Here is a 20,645-nt window from a genome sequence, read left to right as displayed (position 1 = left end):
TCCAAAACAACTTCTCGTGCAAATGTTAAATTCTTTACAAGTGGGTATTAAGGGGTATCCCCCCTGCTTAGCATATTCCGAGCGCTACTCTCACAGGCTGTTGTCATGTCACAATACAAAAGTATGTTGTAACTAATTCCAGGCAAAAAAAAGCGCGGTCTAACACCGCGCAATGGATAATCAACCTACACTTCATCCTTTAAACTGCTTCTGCGTTGGCTGCGCTCGTTCTCCCCAGTCACTCACTTCAGTAAGTTCCTGGGGATTTCTCACTTGCCTGCCTTGATGCAGCTCGAAGGATTTTGTGTATACAACTTTTTTATTTTTTAGAATGACGTCCGTATACCACCCAGGTGATAACCACGCAGGCGACATAGAAGATCAGGAACACTTTCATCGCATCAACCGGCGAGCCCGTTAATGCCAAAGACGTACCAAACGCTTTCGGAATAAAGAAGCCGCCAATCGCGCCAATCGCTGAGATAAAGCCCAGCGCCGCTGCTGTGTCAGTCGCTGCCTCACGCATCGCTTTCTCTTCAGAACCGCCTTCCGCTTTCACCCTGTCCATTGTCAGCTTACGGAAGATGACAGAGATCATCTGGAAGGTTGAGCCACTACCCAGACCAGCCGTCAGGAACAGTGCCAGGAATACCGCGAAGAAGGCAATAAAGTTACCACCTACCCCATCGGTTGGCAGGGTCAGGAACAGTAAGGCGCTGAAGACGGCCATCAACACGAAGTTAACCAATGTCACGCGTGTCCCGCCCAGACGGTCGGAGATTGCTCCCCCGGCAGAACGCGCCAGTGCGCCAATCAGCGGGCCAAAGAAGGCGTAATGCAGGATCTGCACGTCCGGGAACTGCGTTTTTGACAGCATCGCGAAACCTGCGGAGAAGCCGATAAAGGAGCCGAAGGTTGCCAGATACAGCAAGCTCATAATCCACAGATGCCCGCGTTTCAGCACCGGTAACTGCTCTTTCAGCGACGCTTTAGAGGTCGCCAGTTCGTTCATACCAAACCATGCCGCCAGCGTCATCACCGCCAGGAACGGCACCCAAATCCACGCCGCGTTGGCCAGATACAGCTGCGAGCCATCCGGTTGTTCAACGCCGTGGCTGCCAAAAGCGGCGAAGATGGACAAGGAGACCACCAGCGGCGCAACCAACTGCATCACGCTGACACCCATGTTACCCAAACCACCGTTCAGGCCCAGCGCACCGCCCTGTTTCTGTTTCGGGAAGAAGAAACTGATGTTCGCCATACTGGAGGCAAAGTTTGCCCCGGCAAAGCCGCACAGCAGGGAGATAATAATAAAGGTACTGAACGGCGTGGTGGTATCCTGCACCGCAAAGCCTAACCAGACGCAGGGGATTATCAGGATACCGGTGCTGAATGCCGTCCAGCGACGACCGCCGAACAGAGGAACCATAAAGGAGTACGGGACGCGCAGCAGCGCGCCGGAAACCGACGGTAATGCCGTCAGCATAAACAGCTGCTCGGTGGTAAAGTTGAAGCCAACCTTCGGTAAGTTCACCGCCACGGCGCTAAATAACATCCATACGCAAAATGCCAGCAGCAGACAAGGGACGGAAATCCACAGGTTGCGGCTGGCAATACGATGACCTCTTTGTTGCCAAAAGGCGGGATCTTCCGGCCGCCATTCTGTAATTACAGATCCAGATGCCCTTTCCGGGGCAGATGAGTGACTCATAGACACCTCTGATACTTGTTTCGATGCCTGCAACATTAGGGTTTACAGCCGGGGGTAAGTTGATATAAATCAAAGGAAAAGGTGTCATTATTAACGTCTAAAATTTATCATTACCCTAAATGAGTACATAACTTCGGTAAAAAAGATGTGGTTTTTCACGCTTCTGTCGCACCCTACTCCCCGACGTCCGGGATCTCTTCCCCCGCCGGCAATTAAGGGGTAGCCCGTTTGAGGTATGGGTATACTCCAGTGTATCGCTGAGAATAGCGGCACTGCCTGCAGCAGAATCGTCATTCAATAAGGTTTTCTGCGCACTGAAAACCCGAAGGAAGAAGTCACATGTTTAAACGTTGTCTTTCCCCGCTTACGCTGGTTAACCAGGTGGCGCTGATTGTTTTACTGTCTACCGCGCTTGGCGTGGCGGGTATGGCTGTCTCCGGTTGGCTGGTACAAGGCATTCAGGGTAGCGCTCACGCAATCAATAAAGCCGGCTCGCTACGTATGCAGAGCTACCGTTTGCTGGCTGCCGTACCGCTGGATGCCAGCGATCAACCGCTGCTGGATGAAATGGAACAAACAGCGTTTAGCCCTGAACTGACTCGCGCCGCAAAACGCGACGGCCAGCAGGCCCAGTTAAAGGCATTGCAGGATTACTGGCACACCGAACTGGCACCAGGGCTGAAACATGCACAAACGGGTAATGCGGTGGCCGACGACGTTTCACGCTTTGTGACCGGACTGGATAAGCTGGTTACCGCCTTTGACCATACCACGGAGTTGCGTATTGAACGCGTCGTTATGCTGCATCGCCTGATGGCAGTATTTATGGCTCTGCTGTTGGTCTTTACGATTATCTGGCTGCGCGTACGTCTGTTGCAGCCATGGAAACAACTACTGGCGATGGCGCGCGCCGTCAGCCAGCGTGATTTTACGCAACGTGCGCATATCAGCGGACGTAATGAGATGGCGGCACTGGGTTCGGCGCTGAACAATATGTCCGAAGAACTGGCCGAAAGTTACGCCGTACTGGAACAGCGGGTGCAGGAAAAAACGGCAGGTCTGGAACATAAAAACCAGATCCTCTCTTTTCTGTGGCAAGCCAACCGCCGTCTGCACTCACAAATACCGTTGTGTGAGCGGCTTTCACCGGTACTCAATGGGTTGCAAAATTTAACGCTGCTGCACGATATTGAGTTGCGGGTTTATGACCTGGAAGATGAAGATAATCATCAGGAATTTACCTGTCAGTCGAATGCCAGTTGCGATGAAAAAGGTTGTCATCTGTGCCCACGAGGCACGCTGCCCGCCATTGAAGGTGGCACTACGCTGAAATGGCGGCTGACCGATGCGCATACCCAGTACGGTATTCTGCTCGCCACCTTGCCGTACGGGCGTCATCTCAGTCACGATCAGCAGCAACTGGTCGATACTCTGGTTGAACAACTCACCGCAACACTGGCGCTGGACAGACACCAGGAACGTCAGCAGCAGTTGATCGTGATGGAAGAGCGTGCCACCATTGCTCGCGAACTCCATGATTCTATTGCACAATCGCTCTCCTGTATGAAGATGCAGGTCAGCTGTTTGCAGATGCAGGGCGACGCGCTCCCGGAAAACAGTCGTGAGTTGCTAAGTCAGATTCGTAACGAGCTGAACGCCTCCTGGGCACAGCTACGTGAATTGTTGACCACCTTCCGTTTGCAGTTGACTGAGCCTGGGTTGCGGCCTGCGCTGGAAGCCAGTTGCCAGGAATACAGCGCTCGCTTTGGTTTTACGGTGAAGCTGGATTATCAGCTGCCGCCGCGCCTGGTCCCTTCACATCAGGCGATCCACCTGCTGCAGATTGCCCGTGAGGCACTGAGTAACGCACTTAAACACTCTCAGGCCAATGAAGTAATCGTGACGGTGGTGCAAAATGGCAAACAGGTCAAACTGACCGTGCAAGATAACGGCTGCGGCGTACCGGAAAACGCCGAACGCAGTAACCACTACGGCATGATTATAATGCGCGACCGTGCGCAGAGCTTGCGCGGCGATTGCCGTGTACGCCGTCGCGAGACAGGCGGTACCGAAGTTGCTGTCACTTTTATTCCCGAAACAAACTTCACAGAAGTCCAAGGAGATACCCATGAGTAATCTGGAACCGGCAACCATCCTGTTGATCGACGATCATCCGATGCTGCGCACCGGTGTAAAACAGCTTGTCAGCATGGCGTCCGATATCACCGTGGTCGGCGAAGCCAGTAATGGCGAGCAGGGTATCGAGCTGGCTGAATCCCTTGATCCCGATCTGATCCTGTTAGATCTCAACATGCCGGGTATGAACGGCCTGGAAACGCTTGATAAGCTACGCGAGAAATCTCTGTCCGGACGCATCGTCGTTTTCAGTGTTTCCAACCATGAAGAAGACGTAGTGACCGCCCTGAAACGCGGTGCTGACGGCTATCTGTTGAAAGACATGGAGCCAGAAGATCTACTGAAAGCGTTGCAACAGGCAGCCGCCGGCGAAATGGTACTGAGCGAAGCCTTAACCCCGGTTCTGGCCGCCAGCCTGCGCGCTAACCGTGCGACCTCCGATCGTGATGTAACTCAGTTGACGCCGCGTGAACGCGATATTCTGAAGCTCATCGCCCAGGGGCTGCCTAACAAGATGATTGCGCGCCGCCTCGACATCACCGAAAGCACGGTAAAAGTGCATGTGAAGCATATGCTGAAGAAAATGAAGCTTAAATCACGCGTTGAAGCCGCGGTATGGGTGCACCAGGAACGCATCTTCTGATAACGCGAGTATTAGCGAGGATCATTTCCCGAAACGGTATTAAACGGTTCGGTCAGTGATAGCGTGATCTCATTGGAAGAGACACGCTGGCCCTGCTCATCTTCCACGACGACGGACAGCCGCCAACGGTTGGTTGCTCCTTCACTGCTATCCCACTTCGGCATAATAATCGTCCAGCCTTGCGCTCTGCGAGGATGACTCCCGGCCGTTAAACTCAATGCTTGCGTGTCTCCCTGCCATGTCAGATGACGAATGCCGTACTGACTACGCACCTGTAATTTCAGCGCTACCGTCTCGCCGGGTTTCAGATCCCACGGCGGTGTCGTCAGAAATACAGATAAGGTTTTACGCTGGCGATACTCCAGCGTTGGCACGCTATTACGTTGAGGATCGTCATAACGACTCCCGTGCAGCGATCGGCTGCTTGCGACTTCACTCACCATTAACTGTTTTTTTAGCGGAACGCCAAAACGATAATTGAGGGTCAATCCCAGATTATTCTGGCTTATCCCGCTTTCGCCCTGTTTATGCTGCGCGGTCACCGTAATCAACGGCACTGGCGTATAGCTTAGTCCCAGATTTACCGCCACCGGGTTGCGGTAGCCCGTTCCCGAGTGGAAAAGGTCTACCCGATCGCCAAAATATTGCTCGACGCTGACGCTGGTATTGAGATGCTCATAAAAGGGTAGCCGCATCAACGCGGTAAGGTCGTAGCCCCGCGCCATCCTTTGTTCCTGTGTTGAAGAACGATTCTGCCACGAGGAAAACGGCTGGTAGTAGTTGGCGGATAGCCGCAGATACTCTCCCCACGCCTCGGCGCCAAACCCGCCGCGCGGCAGATTCTCATCCAGCAGGTTATCGTAAAAGGTGTTGTAGCCCAGCAACCAACCGTCGCGTACCCAGCGTTGTCCAATCCCCGCATTACTCACCAACCCTTCGTCACGTTGGGTAAGCCCCAACTGACTCCAGGTCAGAAAGCGTTGATTATCCTGCCACGGAATAAACCAGCTTCCCCGACTGCCGGTAAAGCTGCCTTCATTATCCACCTGCAGCCCAACGCTGGCATTCCCCCACGGAGAAAGCCAGGATTCAATCTGTTGATTTACCTGCTCACTGACCGTGTCGCGAACCTGACCAAATGCAAACTGTTTGGCTTGCTCGCCAGTATCAAGTCCGTTATCGATCATGCTGGCTTCACCAAAGGCTTTGACCACTTCAGCAAACTGTTTTTCGCCCGCGCGGGATTCTGGCGCCATACCGAGGTCTGGCAAGCCATCATTGTTGTTATCGAAAGGGTTTTCAGCGCGCTGCATGAAGGAAGACTGCGCACTGGCAGTACCTCCTGCCAGCAGCAAGAGTGTGAATACAGCACAAAAAGCGTGATAATAACGGCTCAAATCGTCAGTTGTTTCTTACATCAATAAATTATGGCGTAGTACTTAACCTAAACCATAACGCCTTCAGCCCTGATTTACAGCCCTTTTCCCCGTTTTCAGGCTATTCTGACCCGGAAAAAAAGGGGTACTTACCGATTTACCCCTCCGTCATTTTCCACAGCAGACAACACGGAGTAACATAGCCGCTGGTAATTATCCCTCCCATTCGACAACAGGAGTCAAAATGCAAAAGATAGTGATCATCGCGAACGGTGCAGCCTATGGAAGCGAGTCGTTATTCAACAGTCTGCGTCTGGCCATCGCTCTGCGCGAGCAGGAGGGCAGCCTCGACCTGCGTCTGTTTTTAATGTCGGATGCCGTCACTGCAGGGCTGCGCGGGCAGAAACCCGCAGAAGGTTATAATATTCAGCAAATGCTGGAAATCCTGACAGCACAAAACGTTCCGGTAAAACTCTGCAAAACCTGTACCGATGGCCGCGGGATCACCGCCCTGCCGCTAATTGATGGCGTTGAAGTCGGTACGCTGGTGGAACTGGCTCAGTGGACGCTGGCAGCAGATAAGGTTTTGACCTTCTGATGCCAACCCTTTCAGACAAGCGTACTGAAAGTGCCGGAAATTTCCCGATTTAATCTCAGATGGGCGCGGTTTCGTTAAACGTAAGCTCGCCCTTTCAACCCTTTTAAGGGATTTTGTCATTTTTGTTTAATCGTTATGCCATTTTTTGATCAAAATCAGCATCCTGCCCCCTCCCCTTTGGTGTTATGCAATGAGTGAAATGTGAACAACATCACGCAGCACTTTCGACAGAAAGTACGTTGTTTTCAAGAACGGGGTGTAAAATGGCATTAGTGAAGGCAAGTTTGAAATTATTTGGTGGCGATACGGTGGTGGTACGCTGTTCGGAGCGTTGTCACATCCATCTGATGAGCGAGAAAAATCACGTCAAAGACACGCAGACCGACATTTTGAGCGTGCAGAATCGTGATAACGCATGGCTGACCGTACCGTATACCGGCGTCTGGAACGTGCTGATCGACAGCCACAGCCAGTCTCTGGAGCATTCAATCAGTTATATTGCAGCCTGATGATGTAATGCCCGAAAGCAGCTACGCTTATCGGGCACACAACAGATAACCCGGCAACGCTTAGGCAAATCCGGGTCGCATGACGCCTTCCGGCAGGTTCTCTCCCAACAATCTTTTGACCGTAATCACCAAATCGTTAAGACAGTCATCCTGCATCCCCAACTTCACCAATTCCTGTTCCAGCGAGAACAGATATTGCGCGTTGGTTCCCAATGGCCCACTGGCAGAAGCAATAAGCGGCGCGATAACCTGAGCACGGGTATCGGACTCAAACAATGGATGTCGCGGATCCATAATAAAGACCAGCGCACTCACCGTTCGGCCATCATCCAGCGTGAGCTGACACCAGGTTGGCAGGTAGCAACCCGTGATCATTTCACGCTTCCACAGCAGGGACAGCTCTTGCTCCAGTGATGCATCCGGTAAACGGTATGCCACACCCGTAGTACGCCCCCCCTCTTTCAGGGCCAACATGCGTCCCGGCTGACACGCCGTTCCTCGCCCTGCCGTCAGGCGTAAACAAAATGCGCGATGCCAGCCGACTAACGTCCCGGTACAGGACTCTTCAAACTCTAACGCCGGGTTCCACATCAACGATCCATAACCAAAGATCCACACCGGTCCATCATCTGGACGGCAGGCAAGCGTGGCGGCCAGTGAGGCTGCCCGTTGTTCCGCCGACCAGAGTAGTGATTCTTCAATATCACCAAATGCCGTCTTACAGTCAGCATTCAATAAAAAATCACGCGTTAACACCTTACACCTCCGCCACTGCAACTTCCCTGCGACAACTTTTTTGACGCCTTCCAGGCTTTTTTACTGCTCATTTTGAAACCAATACCAGGACAATAGGCAATTCACCGACTGCATGCAAGGCAACAAAGGCTCAACGGCACTTTATATCCTCTTTTTATGTCCCGGTATGGCGCGACCGTTAGCATACCATCGTGTGATATTTTGATTGATTCAGAAACCTAACATCTTGTTATTTAAATGCTCTCTAAACAAGACACACCATTTTGTTCGCTTTGATGCAAAAAATGGTCCATGCCGTAAAATTACGTAAAATCAGATCGGAAATACCGAAAGATCTGTTATTTTTTACATTCTTTAATACATTTATAATTATAAGCACCTGCAGAGATGGAGAATTAATGACATGACACATGCACATGAGGCGGTAAAAACCCGCCACAAGGAGACCTCACTCGCCTTTCCGATTTTGGCGCTGGTAGTACTGTTCTTTTGGGGGAGCAGTCAGTCACTACCAGTGGTCATCGGCATTAACGCACTAGCCCTTATTGGTATATTAAGTAGCGCATTCAGCGTTGTCCGTCATGCAGACGTATTAGCTCACCGACTTGGTGAACCCTATGGCTCGCTGATTCTCAGCCTTTCGGTGGTTATTCTCGAAGTCAGTTTAATTTCCGCATTAATGGCAACCGGTGACGCCGCGCCCACGCTAATGCGCGATACGCTCTATTCCATCATTATGATCGTCACCGGTGGGCTGGTCGGGTTTTCATTACTGTTGGGTGGCCGCAAATTTGCTACCCAGTATATGAACCTGTTCGGTATTAAGCAGTATTTAATTGCGCTATTCCCGCTGGCCATTATCGTGCTGGTATTCCCGATGGCATTACCGGGAGCGAATTTCACCACCGCGCAGGCACTGCTGGTAGCCTTAATTTCAGCAGCAATGTACGGTGTATTTTTGCTGATCCAGACCAAAACACACCAGAGCCTGTTCATTTACGAGCATGAAGATGAGGGGGACGGCGACGACCCACATCACGGTAAACCTTCAGCGCACAGCAATCTGTGGCACGCCGCCTGGCTTGTCATCCATTTGATTGCCGTTATTGCCGTCACCAAAATGAACGCCAATCCGCTGGAGACGTTACTCACTGAGCTGAATGCACCCGTGGCATTTACCGGTTTCCTGGTGGCGTTGCTTATTCTCTCCCCAGAGGGTTTAGGTGCATTGAAAGCGGTACTGAACAATCAGGTGCAGCGAGCGATGAATTTATTCTTCGGCTCCGTACTTGCCACCATCTCACTGACCGTACCCGTCGTCACACTGATTGCGTGGGCAACAGGGAATGACCTGGTATTCGCGCTGGGCGCACCAGAGATGATTGTCATGGTTTCTTCGCTGGTGCTGTGCCATATCTCCTTCTCCACCGGACGCACCAATGTGCTCAACGGTGCAGCGCATCTGGCACTGTTTATCGCCTACCTGATGACGATATTCGCCTGATAATCAACTCAGGTGCAACCCACGGCCCTTTGCAGGGCCGTTTTTTTATCCATGCTTATTGTTCTGGGTAGACCTGTTGGCCATCCACGAACGTTAATAGCGCTTGTGTCTGGTGCAGTTTATCTGCCGCAACGGCCAGAATATCCTGATCCAGAACGGCAAAATCAGCGAGCTTGCCAGCGCGTAAACTCCCTCTCTGCTGTTCGGCAAATGCCAGCCAGGCGGCATTTAGCGTATACATTTTTAACGCATCTTCCCGGCTGACCCGGCGTTGCTCATCACGCACAGAGCCGTCGAGCGCTTTCCCCGTCACATGGTATTCAATGGCATGCCACACACCCGCAACGCCTATTCTTGTCGCATCCGTCCCCCCGGCAACGATCACGCCTTGCTCCAGTGCGGGTTGAATGGGGGATGACTGCGCTGCAACGGTTTTACCATTAGCGCGTTCAATGGCGGGAGATTCAAAATACGGCCCCATCTGCACGGAATAGGCTAAACCTAATTGCTTCATCCGGGCTATCGTCTCTGCCGTACCGGTATTTAAATGGGCAATTGACCAGCGAAGCTGGGTAATATCATGCGATTTCGCCACCTCGCTAATGACATCCAAAATCGCGTCTGCGCTATTATCGGTATAAGCATGTATTTCAACGGGGACACCTTCCTGCGCCGCCAGCTGTAACACCTTATATTGTTCATTTTTGGCATCTGGCGATGAACTAAATCCGGATGACATCCGCACGCCATCATTCATTTCCAGCACCAGGCTTTCACCAAAACCTAAGAAGGATATTTTCCCATCATCATGCACTGCCGGACGAAACGCCAGACGCTGTTTAAACCACTCGGCCTCATTACCGGGCGGTGCAGATAAGCGATACCCGACACGCATCCTCATTGGCTGCTGTTGCTGTAATTTAAAGAAATCGCGATAGGCCTGTTCTTGCCCAGCTGAAGGGTCAATAAAACCCACGACGCCCCGTTTATTTAAATAGTGAATAAAGGCGTTGAGGTTTTCTCCTACATTATTATCCTGACTGATCTGAGCGAAAAGTTGGTTAAAACTGCCAATGGTGCCGCGTAATTTCCCCGTGGCAAAACCTTTATCGTTACGCTCTATAACTATCCCGGCGGGGATAGCTGGCGTAGGGCTGTTCAGCTTGAGAGCATCAATAGCATGTTGATTTAACAACGCATAGTCATAAAGGCTCTGAACATATGCAGGGTTTGCAGGCAGCGCCTGATTAAGTTCCTGTAGGGTTGGATCTCGCTTTTCGGCAAATTGTTCAGGTATCCATGATCCCACCACGGCCACCCACTGCGCCGCGTTTTTCTCTTCTGCTGATTGCGACAGTTTGCTCAGGGCATCAGGTAACGTTTTGGCATCAAACCAGTAGGTTTCGAATGAGAACGTCCTTCCTGCGCGAATACCATGCAGATGCGCATCAATTAATCCTGGGATCACCGTTTTACCCGCAAGATTAATTTCTCGCGTATTTTGCCCTGACCATTTTTTAATCTCTTCATTATTTCCGACAGCAATAATGTGTTGCCCTTTTACCGCCAGAGCCTGCGCATTTGGCTGTTGTTCGTCCATGGTAATAAGCTGGCCGTTATACAAAACAACATCAGCCTTATCCTGTGCAGAAGCCAAAGAGGATGTCCCCATCAGCATTACAGCCAGTGCCATATTACGCATCGCAGGAGGGGGCGTTTTGTAGCAAAGGCCCATTTTACTCATCATGTTTATCTTCCTTTTGTGTGCAAAGCTAATCAGGAAACCTGTGCCGAAACGCAAGGCTGGCAAGTTGCGCGCTGGATACCAGTCGTTCAAGCGAGTGTCCGCAACGCGCTTTTCCTGACAAACCCAGCATCGTGGTACAGACGTAATCGGTCATACTTTTCGCCTCTGCGGGGTAACGCTGGGCAATAAAGTTATGGATCTTATTTTCAGCAATCGAGTAGAACGCGCGGGCGGCATTGCGTGCCTGTGGATCATTGCAATGTGTTCCTTCCAGCACTAAACATCCTGCCGCATCGGGATCGGCAGCGTAATGACGTGCCGCCTCCTCAAGCAGCGTTGCCAGACAGTTAGCAACGGGCCTGTCGGCACGTAAAATATCGTCAAAAGGGATCGCATCGGTTTGCACGTAACGGCTCAATACTCGCTGATAGAGACCGAGCTTATTCCCAAAAGCAGCGTAGAAACTGGGAGGTTTGATACCCAGAACCTGAGTGACATCCGCCACGCTAACGGTATCGTAGCCGTGGGCGTGAAATAATCGTTGTACCGTCGCAACCGCCTGTTCCGGGTCAAAATTACGCGGTCGCCCCGGCGCACGCGAACATTTTGTAGTGATCATTATAAATCCATTGACAGAAAACCATGCGGCTATTATATATCGATCACTACATAATTGTTCAAGGAGTATCTGATGTCTTCATTCAAGGGTAAATCGGTGCTGGTTCTTGGTGGTAGTCGTGGGATCGGCGCGGCAATTGTACGCCGCTTTGCCGCGGAGGGGGCATCCGTCACCTTCACGTATTCCGGCTCTCCTGACGCCGCCAAAGCGCTGGCCGATGAGACTGGCACCCGCACGGCGCAAACCGACAGCGCCAGACGCGAGGACGTTATCGCACGGGTGCGGGAAAGTGGCCCGTTAGATGTACTGGTCGTTAACGCTGGAATTATCCTGTTCGGCGACGCGCTGGATCAGGATCCTGATGAAGTTGAACGTCTTTTCCGCATTAATATTCACGCCCCCTACTACGCCGCGGTGGAGGCTGCACGCCAGATGCCTGAGGGTGGACGAATCATCATTATCGGTTCAGTAAACGGTGACCGTATGCCCATCGCCGGTATGGCTTCTTATGCGTTAAGCAAGTCGGCACTACAAGGAATGGCAAGAGGGTTGGCTCGTGATTTTGGTCCACGTGGTATTACGGTGAACGTTGTGCAACCTGGCCCGATTGATACCGATGCCAATCCGGCAGAAGGTCCGTTGAAAGAGCTGATGCACAGCTTTATGGCGCTAAAACGACATGGGCGACCGGAAGAAGTTGCCGGAATGGTTGCCTGGCTTGCTGGTCCTGAAGCAGGGTTTGTGACAGGCGCAATGCATACTATTGACGGCGCGTTTGGCGCCTGATGGGAATAACAGGCCGGAGGAATATCCCCCGGCCTGTTCAACGCTCTTAGTTTTCAGTGTCCAGCTCATCGAAGCTTTTCACCAGATCGTCGATTGCTTTAATCTGCGTGAGGAATTGTTCCAGTTTCGCCAACGGCAGCGCGGACGGACCATCGCATTTGGCATGGGCTGGATCCGGGTGCGCTTCAATAAACAGACCCGCCAGGCCAACCGCCATACCGGCGCGAGCCAGTTCGGTAACCTGTGCACGACGACCGCCGCTTGCTGCGCCAAACGGATCGCGGCACTGCAGCGCGTGGGTGACGTCAAAAATCACCGGAGAGTTACCGGAAACTTTCTTCATCACGCTAAAGCCCAGCATATCGACAACCAGGTTGTCATAACCAAAGTTCGCACCACGGTCGCACAGGATAACCTTGTCGTTACCGCCTTCATGGAATTTATCCACGATATTGCCCATCTGGCCCGGGCTCACGAATTGCGGTTTTTTCACGTTAATAACAGCGCCCGTTTTCGCCATCGCTTCGACCAGATCGGTCTGACGCGCAAGGAATGCCGGAAGCTGAATCACATCCACCACGTCAGCAACAGGCTGTGCCTGGCTGGCTTCATGAACGTCGGTGATCACTTTTACGCCAAACGTCTGCTTCAGTTCCTGGAAGATTTTCATCCCTTCTTCAAGGCCCGGTCCACGGTAAGAGTGGATGGAAGAACGGTTGGCTTTATCAAAGGAGGCTTTGAACACGTAAGGGATACCCAGCTTTTGAGTAACGGTTACGTAGTGCTCACAAATGCGCATCGCCAGATCGCGGGATTCCAGCACGTTCATTCCGCCAAACAGCACGAACGGCAGGTCATTTGCCACGTTGATGTCGCCAATGCTAACCACTTTTTGTTTCATAGGATCGCCTTAAACGGTAGGTAAATTGTTATTAATCAATGCAATACAATTTGCTTGTGCGAAATAGTATTAATCTGCGCACGGATCATTTCGCTGATCGGGTCTTCCGGACATTGCTCAACGAAATAACTTAAATCAGTCAGCGCAACATGTTCACACTCCAGCTGCGCGTATATTAATCCGCGATCGCGTATTTCATACGGATCCTCAGGATTAAACTGTAATAGTGCTTCGCTGGCTCGCAGCGCCAGCTCCATTTGCCGCTCTTCCATCAGCGATGATTTCAGCGTGTCGAGCAGCTTGCGGATTACTTCTGCATTATCCGCCTCATCCAGGTCTTCGTTAAACAACTCCGCAACCGGGCTGATATTCCCCTTCAGCCATACTTCCAGCGTGTGTTCATTTAACGTTTCGCCATTGAACGGATTGATTAGCCACATTTCGCCATCGAGCGATTCAATACGCAGGATGAGTTGTGTCGGGAAAATCACCGGAACCAACGGCAGATCCAGTCGGTTAGCAATCCACAATAAGATGGCACCGAGTGAAACCGCACTGCCCTGACGATTTTTCAGAACCTGGTCGAGCCATAGTGCATCAGAAAGACGATAGACGCCGTGGGTGTCCGTAAACCCCCATTCGCCATAAAAAAGTGCCAGCAGTTTATCCAGTTGCTCATCCTGAGACAGGAGCTGGCTAATTTCTTCTTGCGCCTGACTCACCAGACGTTCCAGTTCGTCATAGACAGTTTGTGTTGGAAAATCCAGACGGATTGACTCCGACGCCAGGATCATCCCATCACACAACGGCGCTTTATTAAATTCGAAATCAGCTAACGACCTCATGACTTACCCCAGTAACGGTATTTTTGTGGTGGCGAGTTTAATGATGATGTACAGCACCACCAGCGCCAGCGGAAATGCGATTAGTCGCGCCTGCTGGCTGCGCGCCCGACGGTAATCGAGCGCAATAAAACCCAAAACGATGTAAATGATAACCCCAAACAGCTTTTCAGTCAGCCATGTCCCCTGTTCGGTGAATGGCAGGATGTGCGTTTTAGCGATCAACGCCACGCCGCTGAGCAGTAAAACGGTATCAATGATCGGTGGCAGAATACGCGTCCAGCGCGCTGATGCAAGGCGTGCATTGGTAGAACGCCACCAAAAACGCAACGTGAATAGCCCGACAGAAAGCACGATGCTAACGAGATGAACAGTGAGTAGCGTGCTGAACGTATTCATGATGGGATGCGCCCGAGCGTAACCCGCTCGTTGCCGCCATAGTCACGACAGGTTTCAACCGCCTGGTAACCTGCGCGGGTAAACGCATCGCGTACCGCCTCTCCCTGCTGCCAGCCATGTTCCAGCAACAGATAACCGCCCGCACTCAACACACGACGGGACTGGTCGATGATAAGCATAATATCCGCCAGACCGCTCTCGCCCGCGACCAGCGCCGACAGTGGCTCAAAGCGCACATCGCCCTGCGCCAGATGCGGATCCTGCTCATCGATGTACGGCGGGTTACTGACGATCATCTCAAACTGTTGCCCCGACAAGGCGCTGAACCAGTTGCTTTGCAACACACGCACATTGTCGATGGCCAGATTCAGTCGATTGCGGTTTGCCAGGTCGACAGCATCCGGCATGCGGTCAACTGCTGTCACCGTGCAATCCGGACGCTCAGACGCCAGCGCCAGCGCGATGGCGCCAGTACCAGTGCCCAGGTCAAGAATACGGCACGGCGAAGCAGGCAAACGCGCCAGTGCCTGTTCAACCAGGCACTCGGTATCCGGACGCGGAATAAGCGTGGCGGGTGAAACAAACAGCGGCAGCGACCAGAATTCACGAACACCGGTTAAGTGCGCGACGGGCTCCCCCCGCTGACGGCGCGCCACCAGCGAGTTCAGCTGTTCACACTGCGCGTCGGTTAATTGCGTTTCGCCAAAAGCCAGAATATAGGTTCGCCCTTTGCCTGTGACAAACTCAAGTATGATCTCTGCGTCACGGCGCGGGCTTTCGCTTGCCTGTAATTGGCTTATTGCTTCACGCAGCCAGTGCTGATAGTCCATTAATCTTGCTCGGACAACGCCGCCAACTGGTCGGCCTGGTATTCCTGGACAATCGGCTCAATAAGCATATCCAGTTTACCTTCCATCGCTTCATCCAGACGGTAAAGCGTCAGGTTGATGCGGTGATCGGTCACACGCCCCTGCGGGAAGTTATAGGTACGGTTGCGATCGCTACGATCGCCGCTGCCCAACAGGTTGCGACGCTCAGAGGCTTCCGCCTGTTGACGTCTGGCCACTTCGGCGGCACGAATACGCGCGCCCAGCACCGACATCGCTTTCGCTTTGTTTTTATGCTGCGAACGTTCGTCCTGACACTCCACCACGATACCGGTTGGCAAGTGGGTGATACGGATTGCGGAGTCGGTGGTGTTAACGTGCTGACCCCCTGCCCCCGATGATCGGAAAGTATCAATACGCAGATCGGCTGGGTTGATATCCGGCAGTTCTGCTTCCGGCAATTCCGGCATCACCGCGACCGTACAGGCAGAAGTATGGATACGTCCCTGAGATTCGGTCGCCGGAACGCGCTGTACGCGATGACCGCCGGACTCGAATTTCAGTCGACCATACACGCCATCACCGCTGACTTTGGCAATAATTTCTTTGTAGCCACCATGTTCGCCTTCGTTGGCGCTCATGATCTCTACCCGCCAGCGACGCGATTCAGCGTAACGGCTGTACATGCGGAACAAATCGCCCGCAAACAGGGCAGCTTCATCACCACCGGTTCCCGCACGCACTTCGAGGAAGGCGTTACGTTCATCATCAGGATCGGTTGGCAGCAGCAGAACCTGCAGATGCTGTTCCAGTTGTTCACATTTTTCTTTTGCTTCGCGCAGTTCATCCTGCGCCATTTCACGCATTTCAGGATCGTCGAGCATCATCTGTGCCGTTTCGATATCTTCCTGAACCTGTTGCCAGTCCGTAAAACAACGGGAAACATCACTTAATTGCGCATATTCGCGCGACAATGCACGAAAGCGTTCCTGGTCTGCGATAGTTCCCGCATCACCGAGCAGCGCCTGAACTTCTTCATGGCGTTCATGCAGGGCTTCCAGTTTGGCAACGATAGAAGGCTTCATAGGCGTAAATGCACCCTGTAAAAAATGAGATTGGTGTACTGCTACTCCAGCCCGAGGCTGTCGCGCAGAATATTCAGGCGTTCACTGTCCCCGTCACGGGCGGCCTGTTGAAGTGATTTGGTTGGTGCGTGGATCAGGCGGTTAGTCAGCTTCCACGCCAGGTCCTGCATAATGGCTTGCGCATCACCGCCCTGTTCCAGAGCAGCCAACGCTTTGGCGGTCAGTTCATCACGGATTTGTTCAGACTGACTACGATAATCGCGGATGGTCTCGCTTGCGCTTTGTGCTCGCAGCCAGGCCATAAACTCGCTGGTTTCCTGCGCAACGATGGTTTCCGCTTCCACAGCGGCCGCTTTGCGCTGTGCCAGGTTATGAGAAATGATGCTTTGCAGGTCGTCAACGCTGTACAAATAGGCGTTGGACAGTTTGCCCACTTCCGGTTCAACGTCGCGTGGTACCGCAATATCGACCAGCAGCATAGGCTGATTACGGCGATTTTTTAGCGCACGTTCTACCATCCCCTTGCCAATAATAGGCAGCGGGCTGGCGGTAGAACTGATAATAATATCGGCATCCTGTAAGCGGGCATCAATATCGCTCAGAGAAATCACCTCGGCGCCGACTTCATCGGCCAACACCTGCGCACGCTCACGTGTGCGGTTAGCGATGATCATCTTCTTCACTTTGTGTTCACGCAGATGTCGAGCCACCAGCTCGATGGTCTCGCCGGCACCCACTAACAGCACGGTTACCGTGGAAAGGGATTCAAAGATCTGACGCGCCAGCGTACAGGCAGCAAAGGCGACGGACACCGCGCTGGCGCCGATATCCGTTTCTGTGCGGACACGTTTCGCAACGGAGAATGATTTCTGGAACATACGTTCCAGCGCACTGGCGTTCAGGTGACCTTTTTGCGAATCCGCAAACGCTTTTTTCACCTGCCCCAGAATTTGTGGTTCACCGAGCACCAGTGAATCCAGACCACTGGCAACGCGCATCAGATGGCTGACGGCGTCGTTGTCCTGGTGCCAATAGAGGCTACTGCGCAGATCTTCTTCGTTCAGATTGTGGTACTCACACAGCCAGCGAATCAGCGCTTCCTGCAGGTTATCCTGCTCTTCTACGCTGAGATACAGCTCTGTGCGGTTACACGTCGACAGCACCACCCCGCCCTGCACCATTGGCTGCGCGAGCAGGCTGTCCAGCGCCTGATCGAGCGTGTCCGGCGAAAACGTTACGCGTTCTCGCAGCGATACAGGTGCCGTTTTATGGTTAATACCAAGCGCTAAAAGGGTCATGTGTGCGGGAATAGTACCAGCGTTGATAAGGTTAGACTGCGTGCATCATACAGGATGCGTGCGGCCAATAAAAGAGACTGCCCCCTTTTGGAGTAATAGCTTACGGTTTAAATTAAGATAACGTGACCGTAGACGATATTCACGGTCGGCGCTAGCATTAAGGGTTATAACTGCAACGTATCTCAAGGACTTGTCATCATTATGACCCTGCCTGAATTTCGCCTGATTCGCCTGCTGCCGCTGGCGGCCCTGGTTCTTACCGCCTGTACGCTCAACGCGCCGAAAGGTCCCGGCAAAAGCCCCGACTCGCCGCAGTGGCGCCAGCACCAGCAAGAAGTGCGCGCACTGAACCAATATCAGACACGCGGTGCGTTTGCCTATATTTCCGACCAGCAGAAAGTGTATGCCCGCTTTTTCTGGCAGCAAACTGGCCAGGATCGCTATCGTCTTCTGCTGACCAATCCGTTGGGTAGTACCGAACTGGAACTGAACGCGCAACCGGGCAACGTGGAACTCGTCGACAACAAAGGCAAGCACTACACCGCTGACGACGCTGAAGAAATGATCGGCAAACTGACCGGGATGCCTATCCCGCTGAACAGCCTGCGCCAGTGGATCCTTGGCTTGCCAGGCGATGCAACAGATTACAAACTCGACGATCAATACCGCCTGAGCGAAGTGAATTACAGTAAAGACGGTAAAAGCTGGAAAGTCGTGTACAGCGCCTACGACAGCAAAACGCAGCCAGCGATGCCGGCAAATATGGAGCTGTCCGACGGCGACCAGCGCATTAAGCTGAAAATGGATAACTGGATTGTGAAATGATGACCCACTGGCCCTCTCCGGCGAAACTGAATCTGTTTTTATACATCACCGGACAACGTGCGGATGGTTATCACACGCTACAAACGCTGTTCCAGTTTCTCGATTATGGCGACGAGATGAGTATCAACGTTCGCAGCGACGGTGAAATTCACCTGTTAACGCCCGTTGATGGCGTTGAGCATGAAGACAACCTGATTGTGCGCGCCGCCCGTCTGCTTATGAAAACCGCCGCGGAACGCGGTCGCCTGCCAGCCGGCAGTGGCGCAGACATCAGCATTCTCAAGCGTCTGCCGATGGGCGGTGGTCTGGGCGGTGGCTCATCGAATGCCGCCACCGTTTTAGTGGCACTGAATCATCTGTGGCAGTGTGGGTTTTCTGTAGATGAACTGGCAATAATGGGCTTAACGCTGGGCGCCGACGTACCGGTGTTCGTACGCGGTCACGCAGCCTTTGCTGAAGGAGTAGGAGAAATCCTGACGCCGGTCAATCCAGCAGAAAAGTGGTACCTGGTCGCCCATCCGGGAGTCAGTATTCCAACGCCGGTGATTTTTAACGATCCTGACCTCCCGCGTAACACGCCAAAAAGGTCAATAGAAACGTTACTAAAATGTGAATTCGGCAATGATTGCGAGGTTATCGCAAGAAAACGTTTTCGCGAGGTTGATGCAGCGCTTTCCTGGCTGTTAGAATACGCGCCGTCGCGCCTGACTGGTACAGGGGCTTGTGTCTTTGCTGAATTTGACACAGAGTCCCGTGCTCGCCAGGTGCTTGAGCAAGCCCCGGATTGGCTCAAAGGCTTTGTGGCGAAAGGTGTAAACCTCTCCCCATTGCACAGAGCGCTACTCTAAATCATTTGGGTTTCAGGAAGATGGCGAGATGACGAATCGCCAGACACATACAAAAGTATGTGACTGGGGTGAGAAATTGATGCCAGCACACATGAAACGTGAATGATGACGAGTAAGCCGGGCAAGCTGAGTTGCGGTGACAACGTCACCCTGTTCCAGACGTTGCATCGCGCTCTTTAATACACCGCCTGGAGAGGATACTGCCTGGCCCGCACAGTTTTCGGCAGATTCTTTCCACCAATGGACGCATGCCTGAGGTTCTTCTCGTGCCTGATATGAAGCTTTTTGCTGGTAACGCCACCCCGGAACTAGCACAACGTATTGCCAACCGCCTGTACACTTCACTCGGCGACGCCGCTGTAGGTCGCTTTAGCGACGGCGAAGTCAGCGTACAAATTAATGAAAATGTACGCGGTGGTGATATTTTCATCATCCAGTCCACTTGTGCCCCGACTAACGACAACCTGATGGAATTGGTCGTTATGGTTGATGCGCTGCGCCGTGCTTCCGCAGGCCGTATCACCGCCGTTATCCCTTACTTCGGCTATGCACGTCAGGATCGTCGCGTACGTTCTGCTCGTGTTCCGATTACCGCTAAAGTCGTCGCGGACTTCCTGTCCAGCGTTGGCGTTGACCGCGTCCTCACCGTTGACCTGCATGCTGAACAGATCCAGGGCTTCTTTGATGTGCCGGTTGATAACGTATTCGGTAGCCCGATTCTGTTAGAAGACATGCTGCAGCTGAACCTGGATAACCCGATTGTGGTTTCTCCGGATATCGGTGGCGTCGTGCGTGCCCGCGCTATCGCTAAACTGCTGAACGATACCGATATGGCTATCATCGATAAACGTCGCCCACGTGCGAACGTTTCTCAGGTGATGCACATCATTGGTGACGTTGCGGGCCGTGACTGCGTGCTGGTTGATGACATGATCGATACTGGCGGTACGCTGTGTAAAGCAGCTGAAGCGCTGAAAGAACGTGGTGCCAAACGCGTATTTGCTTATGCAACGCACCCGATCTTCTCAGGTAATGCGGCAAACAACCTGCGCAACTCAGTAATTGATGAAGTCGTTGTCTGTGACACCATTCCACTGACCGACGAAATCAAAGCACTGCCAAACGTGCGTACGTTGACTCTGTCGGGTATGCTGGCCGAAGCGATTCGTCGTATCAGCAACGAAGAATCCATCTCTGCTATGTTCGAGCATTAATCGAGCCCGGCTCAAAAACCC

General features: G+C 52.6%; 20 protein-coding genes. 9 read left to right on the top strand and 11 right to left on the bottom strand.

Annotated features, from left to right (window positions below; all coding sequences use genetic code 11):
- Window positions 1-319 precede the first annotated feature (319 nt).
- A complete protein-coding gene (locus tag FDX19_RS04060) occupies window positions 320-1,711 on the bottom strand; it encodes a NarK family nitrate/nitrite MFS transporter (RefSeq protein ID WP_137381694.1) in 1,392 nt (463 codons plus the stop codon).
- 339 nt (window positions 1,712-2,050) lie between these two features.
- Here FDX19_RS04060 and narX point away from each other — a divergent pair, with 339 nt between their 5' ends.
- Together narX and narL are read left to right on the top strand one after the other, a co-directional pair.
- A complete protein-coding gene (gene narX, locus FDX19_RS04055) occupies window positions 2,051-3,847 on the top strand; it encodes a nitrate/nitrite two-component system sensor histidine kinase NarX (RefSeq protein WP_137381693.1) in 1,797 nt (598 codons plus the stop codon).
- Entirely contained in the window at window positions 3,840-4,490 is a 651-nt protein-coding gene (narL, locus tag FDX19_RS04050; protein WP_061068018.1) for a two-component system response regulator NarL, read from the top strand. Before narX ends, narL begins: the two co-directional genes overlap by 8 nt.
- Before the next feature lie 11 nt (window positions 4,491-4,501).
- Here narL and FDX19_RS04045 read toward each other — a convergent pair whose 3' ends face one another.
- Window positions 4,502-5,887 (bottom strand): YchO/YchP family invasin, encoded by a 1,386-nt coding sequence (locus FDX19_RS04045; RefSeq protein ID WP_137381692.1) that lies wholly within the window; start codon window positions 5,885-5,887, stop codon window positions 4,502-4,504.
- 223 nt (window positions 5,888-6,110) lie between these two features.
- Between FDX19_RS04045 and FDX19_RS04040 the strand changes: the two genes are divergently transcribed.
- On the top strand, window positions 6,111-6,464 hold the full coding sequence (locus FDX19_RS04040) for a DsrE/DsrF/TusD sulfur relay family protein (RefSeq protein WP_137381691.1): 354 nt from the start codon (window positions 6,111-6,113) through the stop codon (window positions 6,462-6,464).
- Window positions 6,465-6,727: 263 nt separating this feature from the next.
- Window positions 6,728-6,973: a DUF1883 domain-containing protein gene (locus tag FDX19_RS04035; protein WP_042318612.1), complete on the top strand. Its 246-nt coding sequence runs from the start codon at window positions 6,728-6,730 to the stop codon at window positions 6,971-6,973.
- 60 nt (window positions 6,974-7,033) lie between these two features.
- Here the strand turns inward: FDX19_RS04035 and FDX19_RS04030 are convergent, their stop codons facing one another.
- Window positions 7,034-7,729, bottom strand: coding sequence for a gamma-glutamylcyclotransferase (locus FDX19_RS04030; RefSeq protein ID WP_101743259.1), 696 nt, complete (start codon window positions 7,727-7,729; stop codon window positions 7,034-7,036).
- 403 nt (window positions 7,730-8,132) lie between these two features.
- On the opposite strand from FDX19_RS04030, the gene chaA reads away from it, so the two are divergent.
- Entirely contained in the window at window positions 8,133-9,233 is a 1,101-nt protein-coding gene (chaA, locus tag FDX19_RS04025) for a sodium-potassium/proton antiporter ChaA (RefSeq protein ID WP_061068020.1), read from the top strand.
- Between the two features lie 55 nt (window positions 9,234-9,288).
- On the opposite strand, the gene FDX19_RS04020 is transcribed toward chaA, so the two are convergent.
- Both FDX19_RS04020 and FDX19_RS04015 read right to left on the bottom strand, forming a co-directional pair.
- A complete protein-coding gene (locus FDX19_RS04020) occupies window positions 9,289-10,980 on the bottom strand; it encodes an amidohydrolase (RefSeq protein ID WP_137381690.1) in 1,692 nt (563 codons plus the stop codon).
- A gap of 25 nt (window positions 10,981-11,005) precedes the next feature.
- Window positions 11,006-11,599: a TetR/AcrR family transcriptional regulator gene (locus FDX19_RS04015; RefSeq protein ID WP_137381689.1), complete on the bottom strand. Its 594-nt coding sequence runs from the start codon at window positions 11,597-11,599 to the stop codon at window positions 11,006-11,008.
- Window positions 11,600-11,671: 72 nt separating this feature from the next.
- Between FDX19_RS04015 and bdcA the strand changes: the two genes are divergently transcribed.
- Complete coding sequence (gene bdcA, locus FDX19_RS04010) at window positions 11,672-12,385, top strand: SDR family oxidoreductase (protein ID WP_137381688.1); 714 nt, start codon at window positions 11,672-11,674, stop codon at window positions 12,383-12,385.
- A gap of 46 nt (window positions 12,386-12,431) precedes the next feature.
- Here bdcA and kdsA read toward each other — a convergent pair whose 3' ends face one another.
- Genes kdsA through hemA form a run of 6 tightly spaced genes read right to left on the bottom strand, consistent with a single transcriptional unit; the run spans window position 12,432 to window position 17,737 of the window.
- On the bottom strand, window positions 12,432-13,286 hold the full coding sequence (gene kdsA, locus FDX19_RS04005) for a 3-deoxy-8-phosphooctulonate synthase (protein ID WP_048211463.1): 855 nt from the start codon (window positions 13,284-13,286) through the stop codon (window positions 12,432-12,434).
- Window positions 13,287-13,321: 35 nt separating this feature from the next.
- Window positions 13,322-14,131 carry an invasion regulator SirB1 gene (gene sirB1 / locus FDX19_RS04000; RefSeq protein ID WP_137381687.1) on the bottom strand — a complete coding sequence of 270 codons (810 nt, stop codon included), beginning with the start codon at window positions 14,129-14,131 and terminating at the stop codon, window positions 13,322-13,324.
- 3 nt (window positions 14,132-14,134) lie between these two features.
- Complete coding sequence (gene sirB2, locus FDX19_RS03995) at window positions 14,135-14,527, bottom strand: invasion regulator SirB2 (protein ID WP_137381686.1); 393 nt, start codon at window positions 14,525-14,527, stop codon at window positions 14,135-14,137.
- A complete protein-coding gene (prmC, locus tag FDX19_RS03990; RefSeq protein WP_137381685.1) occupies window positions 14,524-15,357 on the bottom strand; it encodes a peptide chain release factor N(5)-glutamine methyltransferase in 834 nt (277 codons plus the stop codon). The genes sirB2 and prmC overlap by 4 nt, the downstream gene beginning before the upstream one ends.
- A complete protein-coding gene (gene prfA / locus FDX19_RS03985; protein WP_061068026.1) occupies window positions 15,357-16,439 on the bottom strand; it encodes a peptide chain release factor 1 in 1,083 nt (360 codons plus the stop codon). The genes prmC and prfA overlap by 1 nt, the downstream gene beginning before the upstream one ends.
- A 41-nt stretch (window positions 16,440-16,480) precedes the next feature.
- Window positions 16,481-17,737, bottom strand: coding sequence for a glutamyl-tRNA reductase (gene hemA / locus FDX19_RS03980; RefSeq protein WP_040233235.1), 1,257 nt, complete (start codon window positions 17,735-17,737; stop codon window positions 16,481-16,483).
- Window positions 17,738-17,938: 201 nt separating this feature from the next.
- On the opposite strand from hemA, the gene lolB reads away from it, so the two are divergent.
- The 3 genes from lolB (at window position 17,939) to prs (ending at window position 20,624) form a co-directional block, all read left to right on the top strand.
- Entirely contained in the window at window positions 17,939-18,562 is a 624-nt protein-coding gene (lolB, locus tag FDX19_RS03975) for a lipoprotein insertase outer membrane protein LolB (RefSeq protein ID WP_137381684.1), read from the top strand.
- Window positions 18,559-19,410 carry a 4-(cytidine 5'-diphospho)-2-C-methyl-D-erythritol kinase gene (ispE, locus tag FDX19_RS03970; RefSeq protein WP_137381683.1) on the top strand — a complete coding sequence of 284 codons (852 nt, stop codon included), beginning with the start codon at window positions 18,559-18,561 and terminating at the stop codon, window positions 19,408-19,410. Before lolB ends, ispE begins: the two co-directional genes overlap by 4 nt.
- A 266-nt stretch (window positions 19,411-19,676) precedes the next feature.
- Window positions 19,677-20,624, top strand: coding sequence for a ribose-phosphate diphosphokinase (gene prs / locus FDX19_RS03965; protein ID WP_001518537.1), 948 nt, complete (start codon window positions 19,677-19,679; stop codon window positions 20,622-20,624).
- Window positions 20,625-20,645: the final 21 nt, after the last annotated feature.

Origin of the sequence: Citrobacter sp. wls619, assembly GCF_005281345.1 — a bacterium.
GTDB lineage: Bacteria > Pseudomonadota > Gammaproteobacteria > Enterobacterales > Enterobacteriaceae > Citrobacter.
This window is presented reverse-complemented; position numbering and strand designations above follow the sequence as displayed.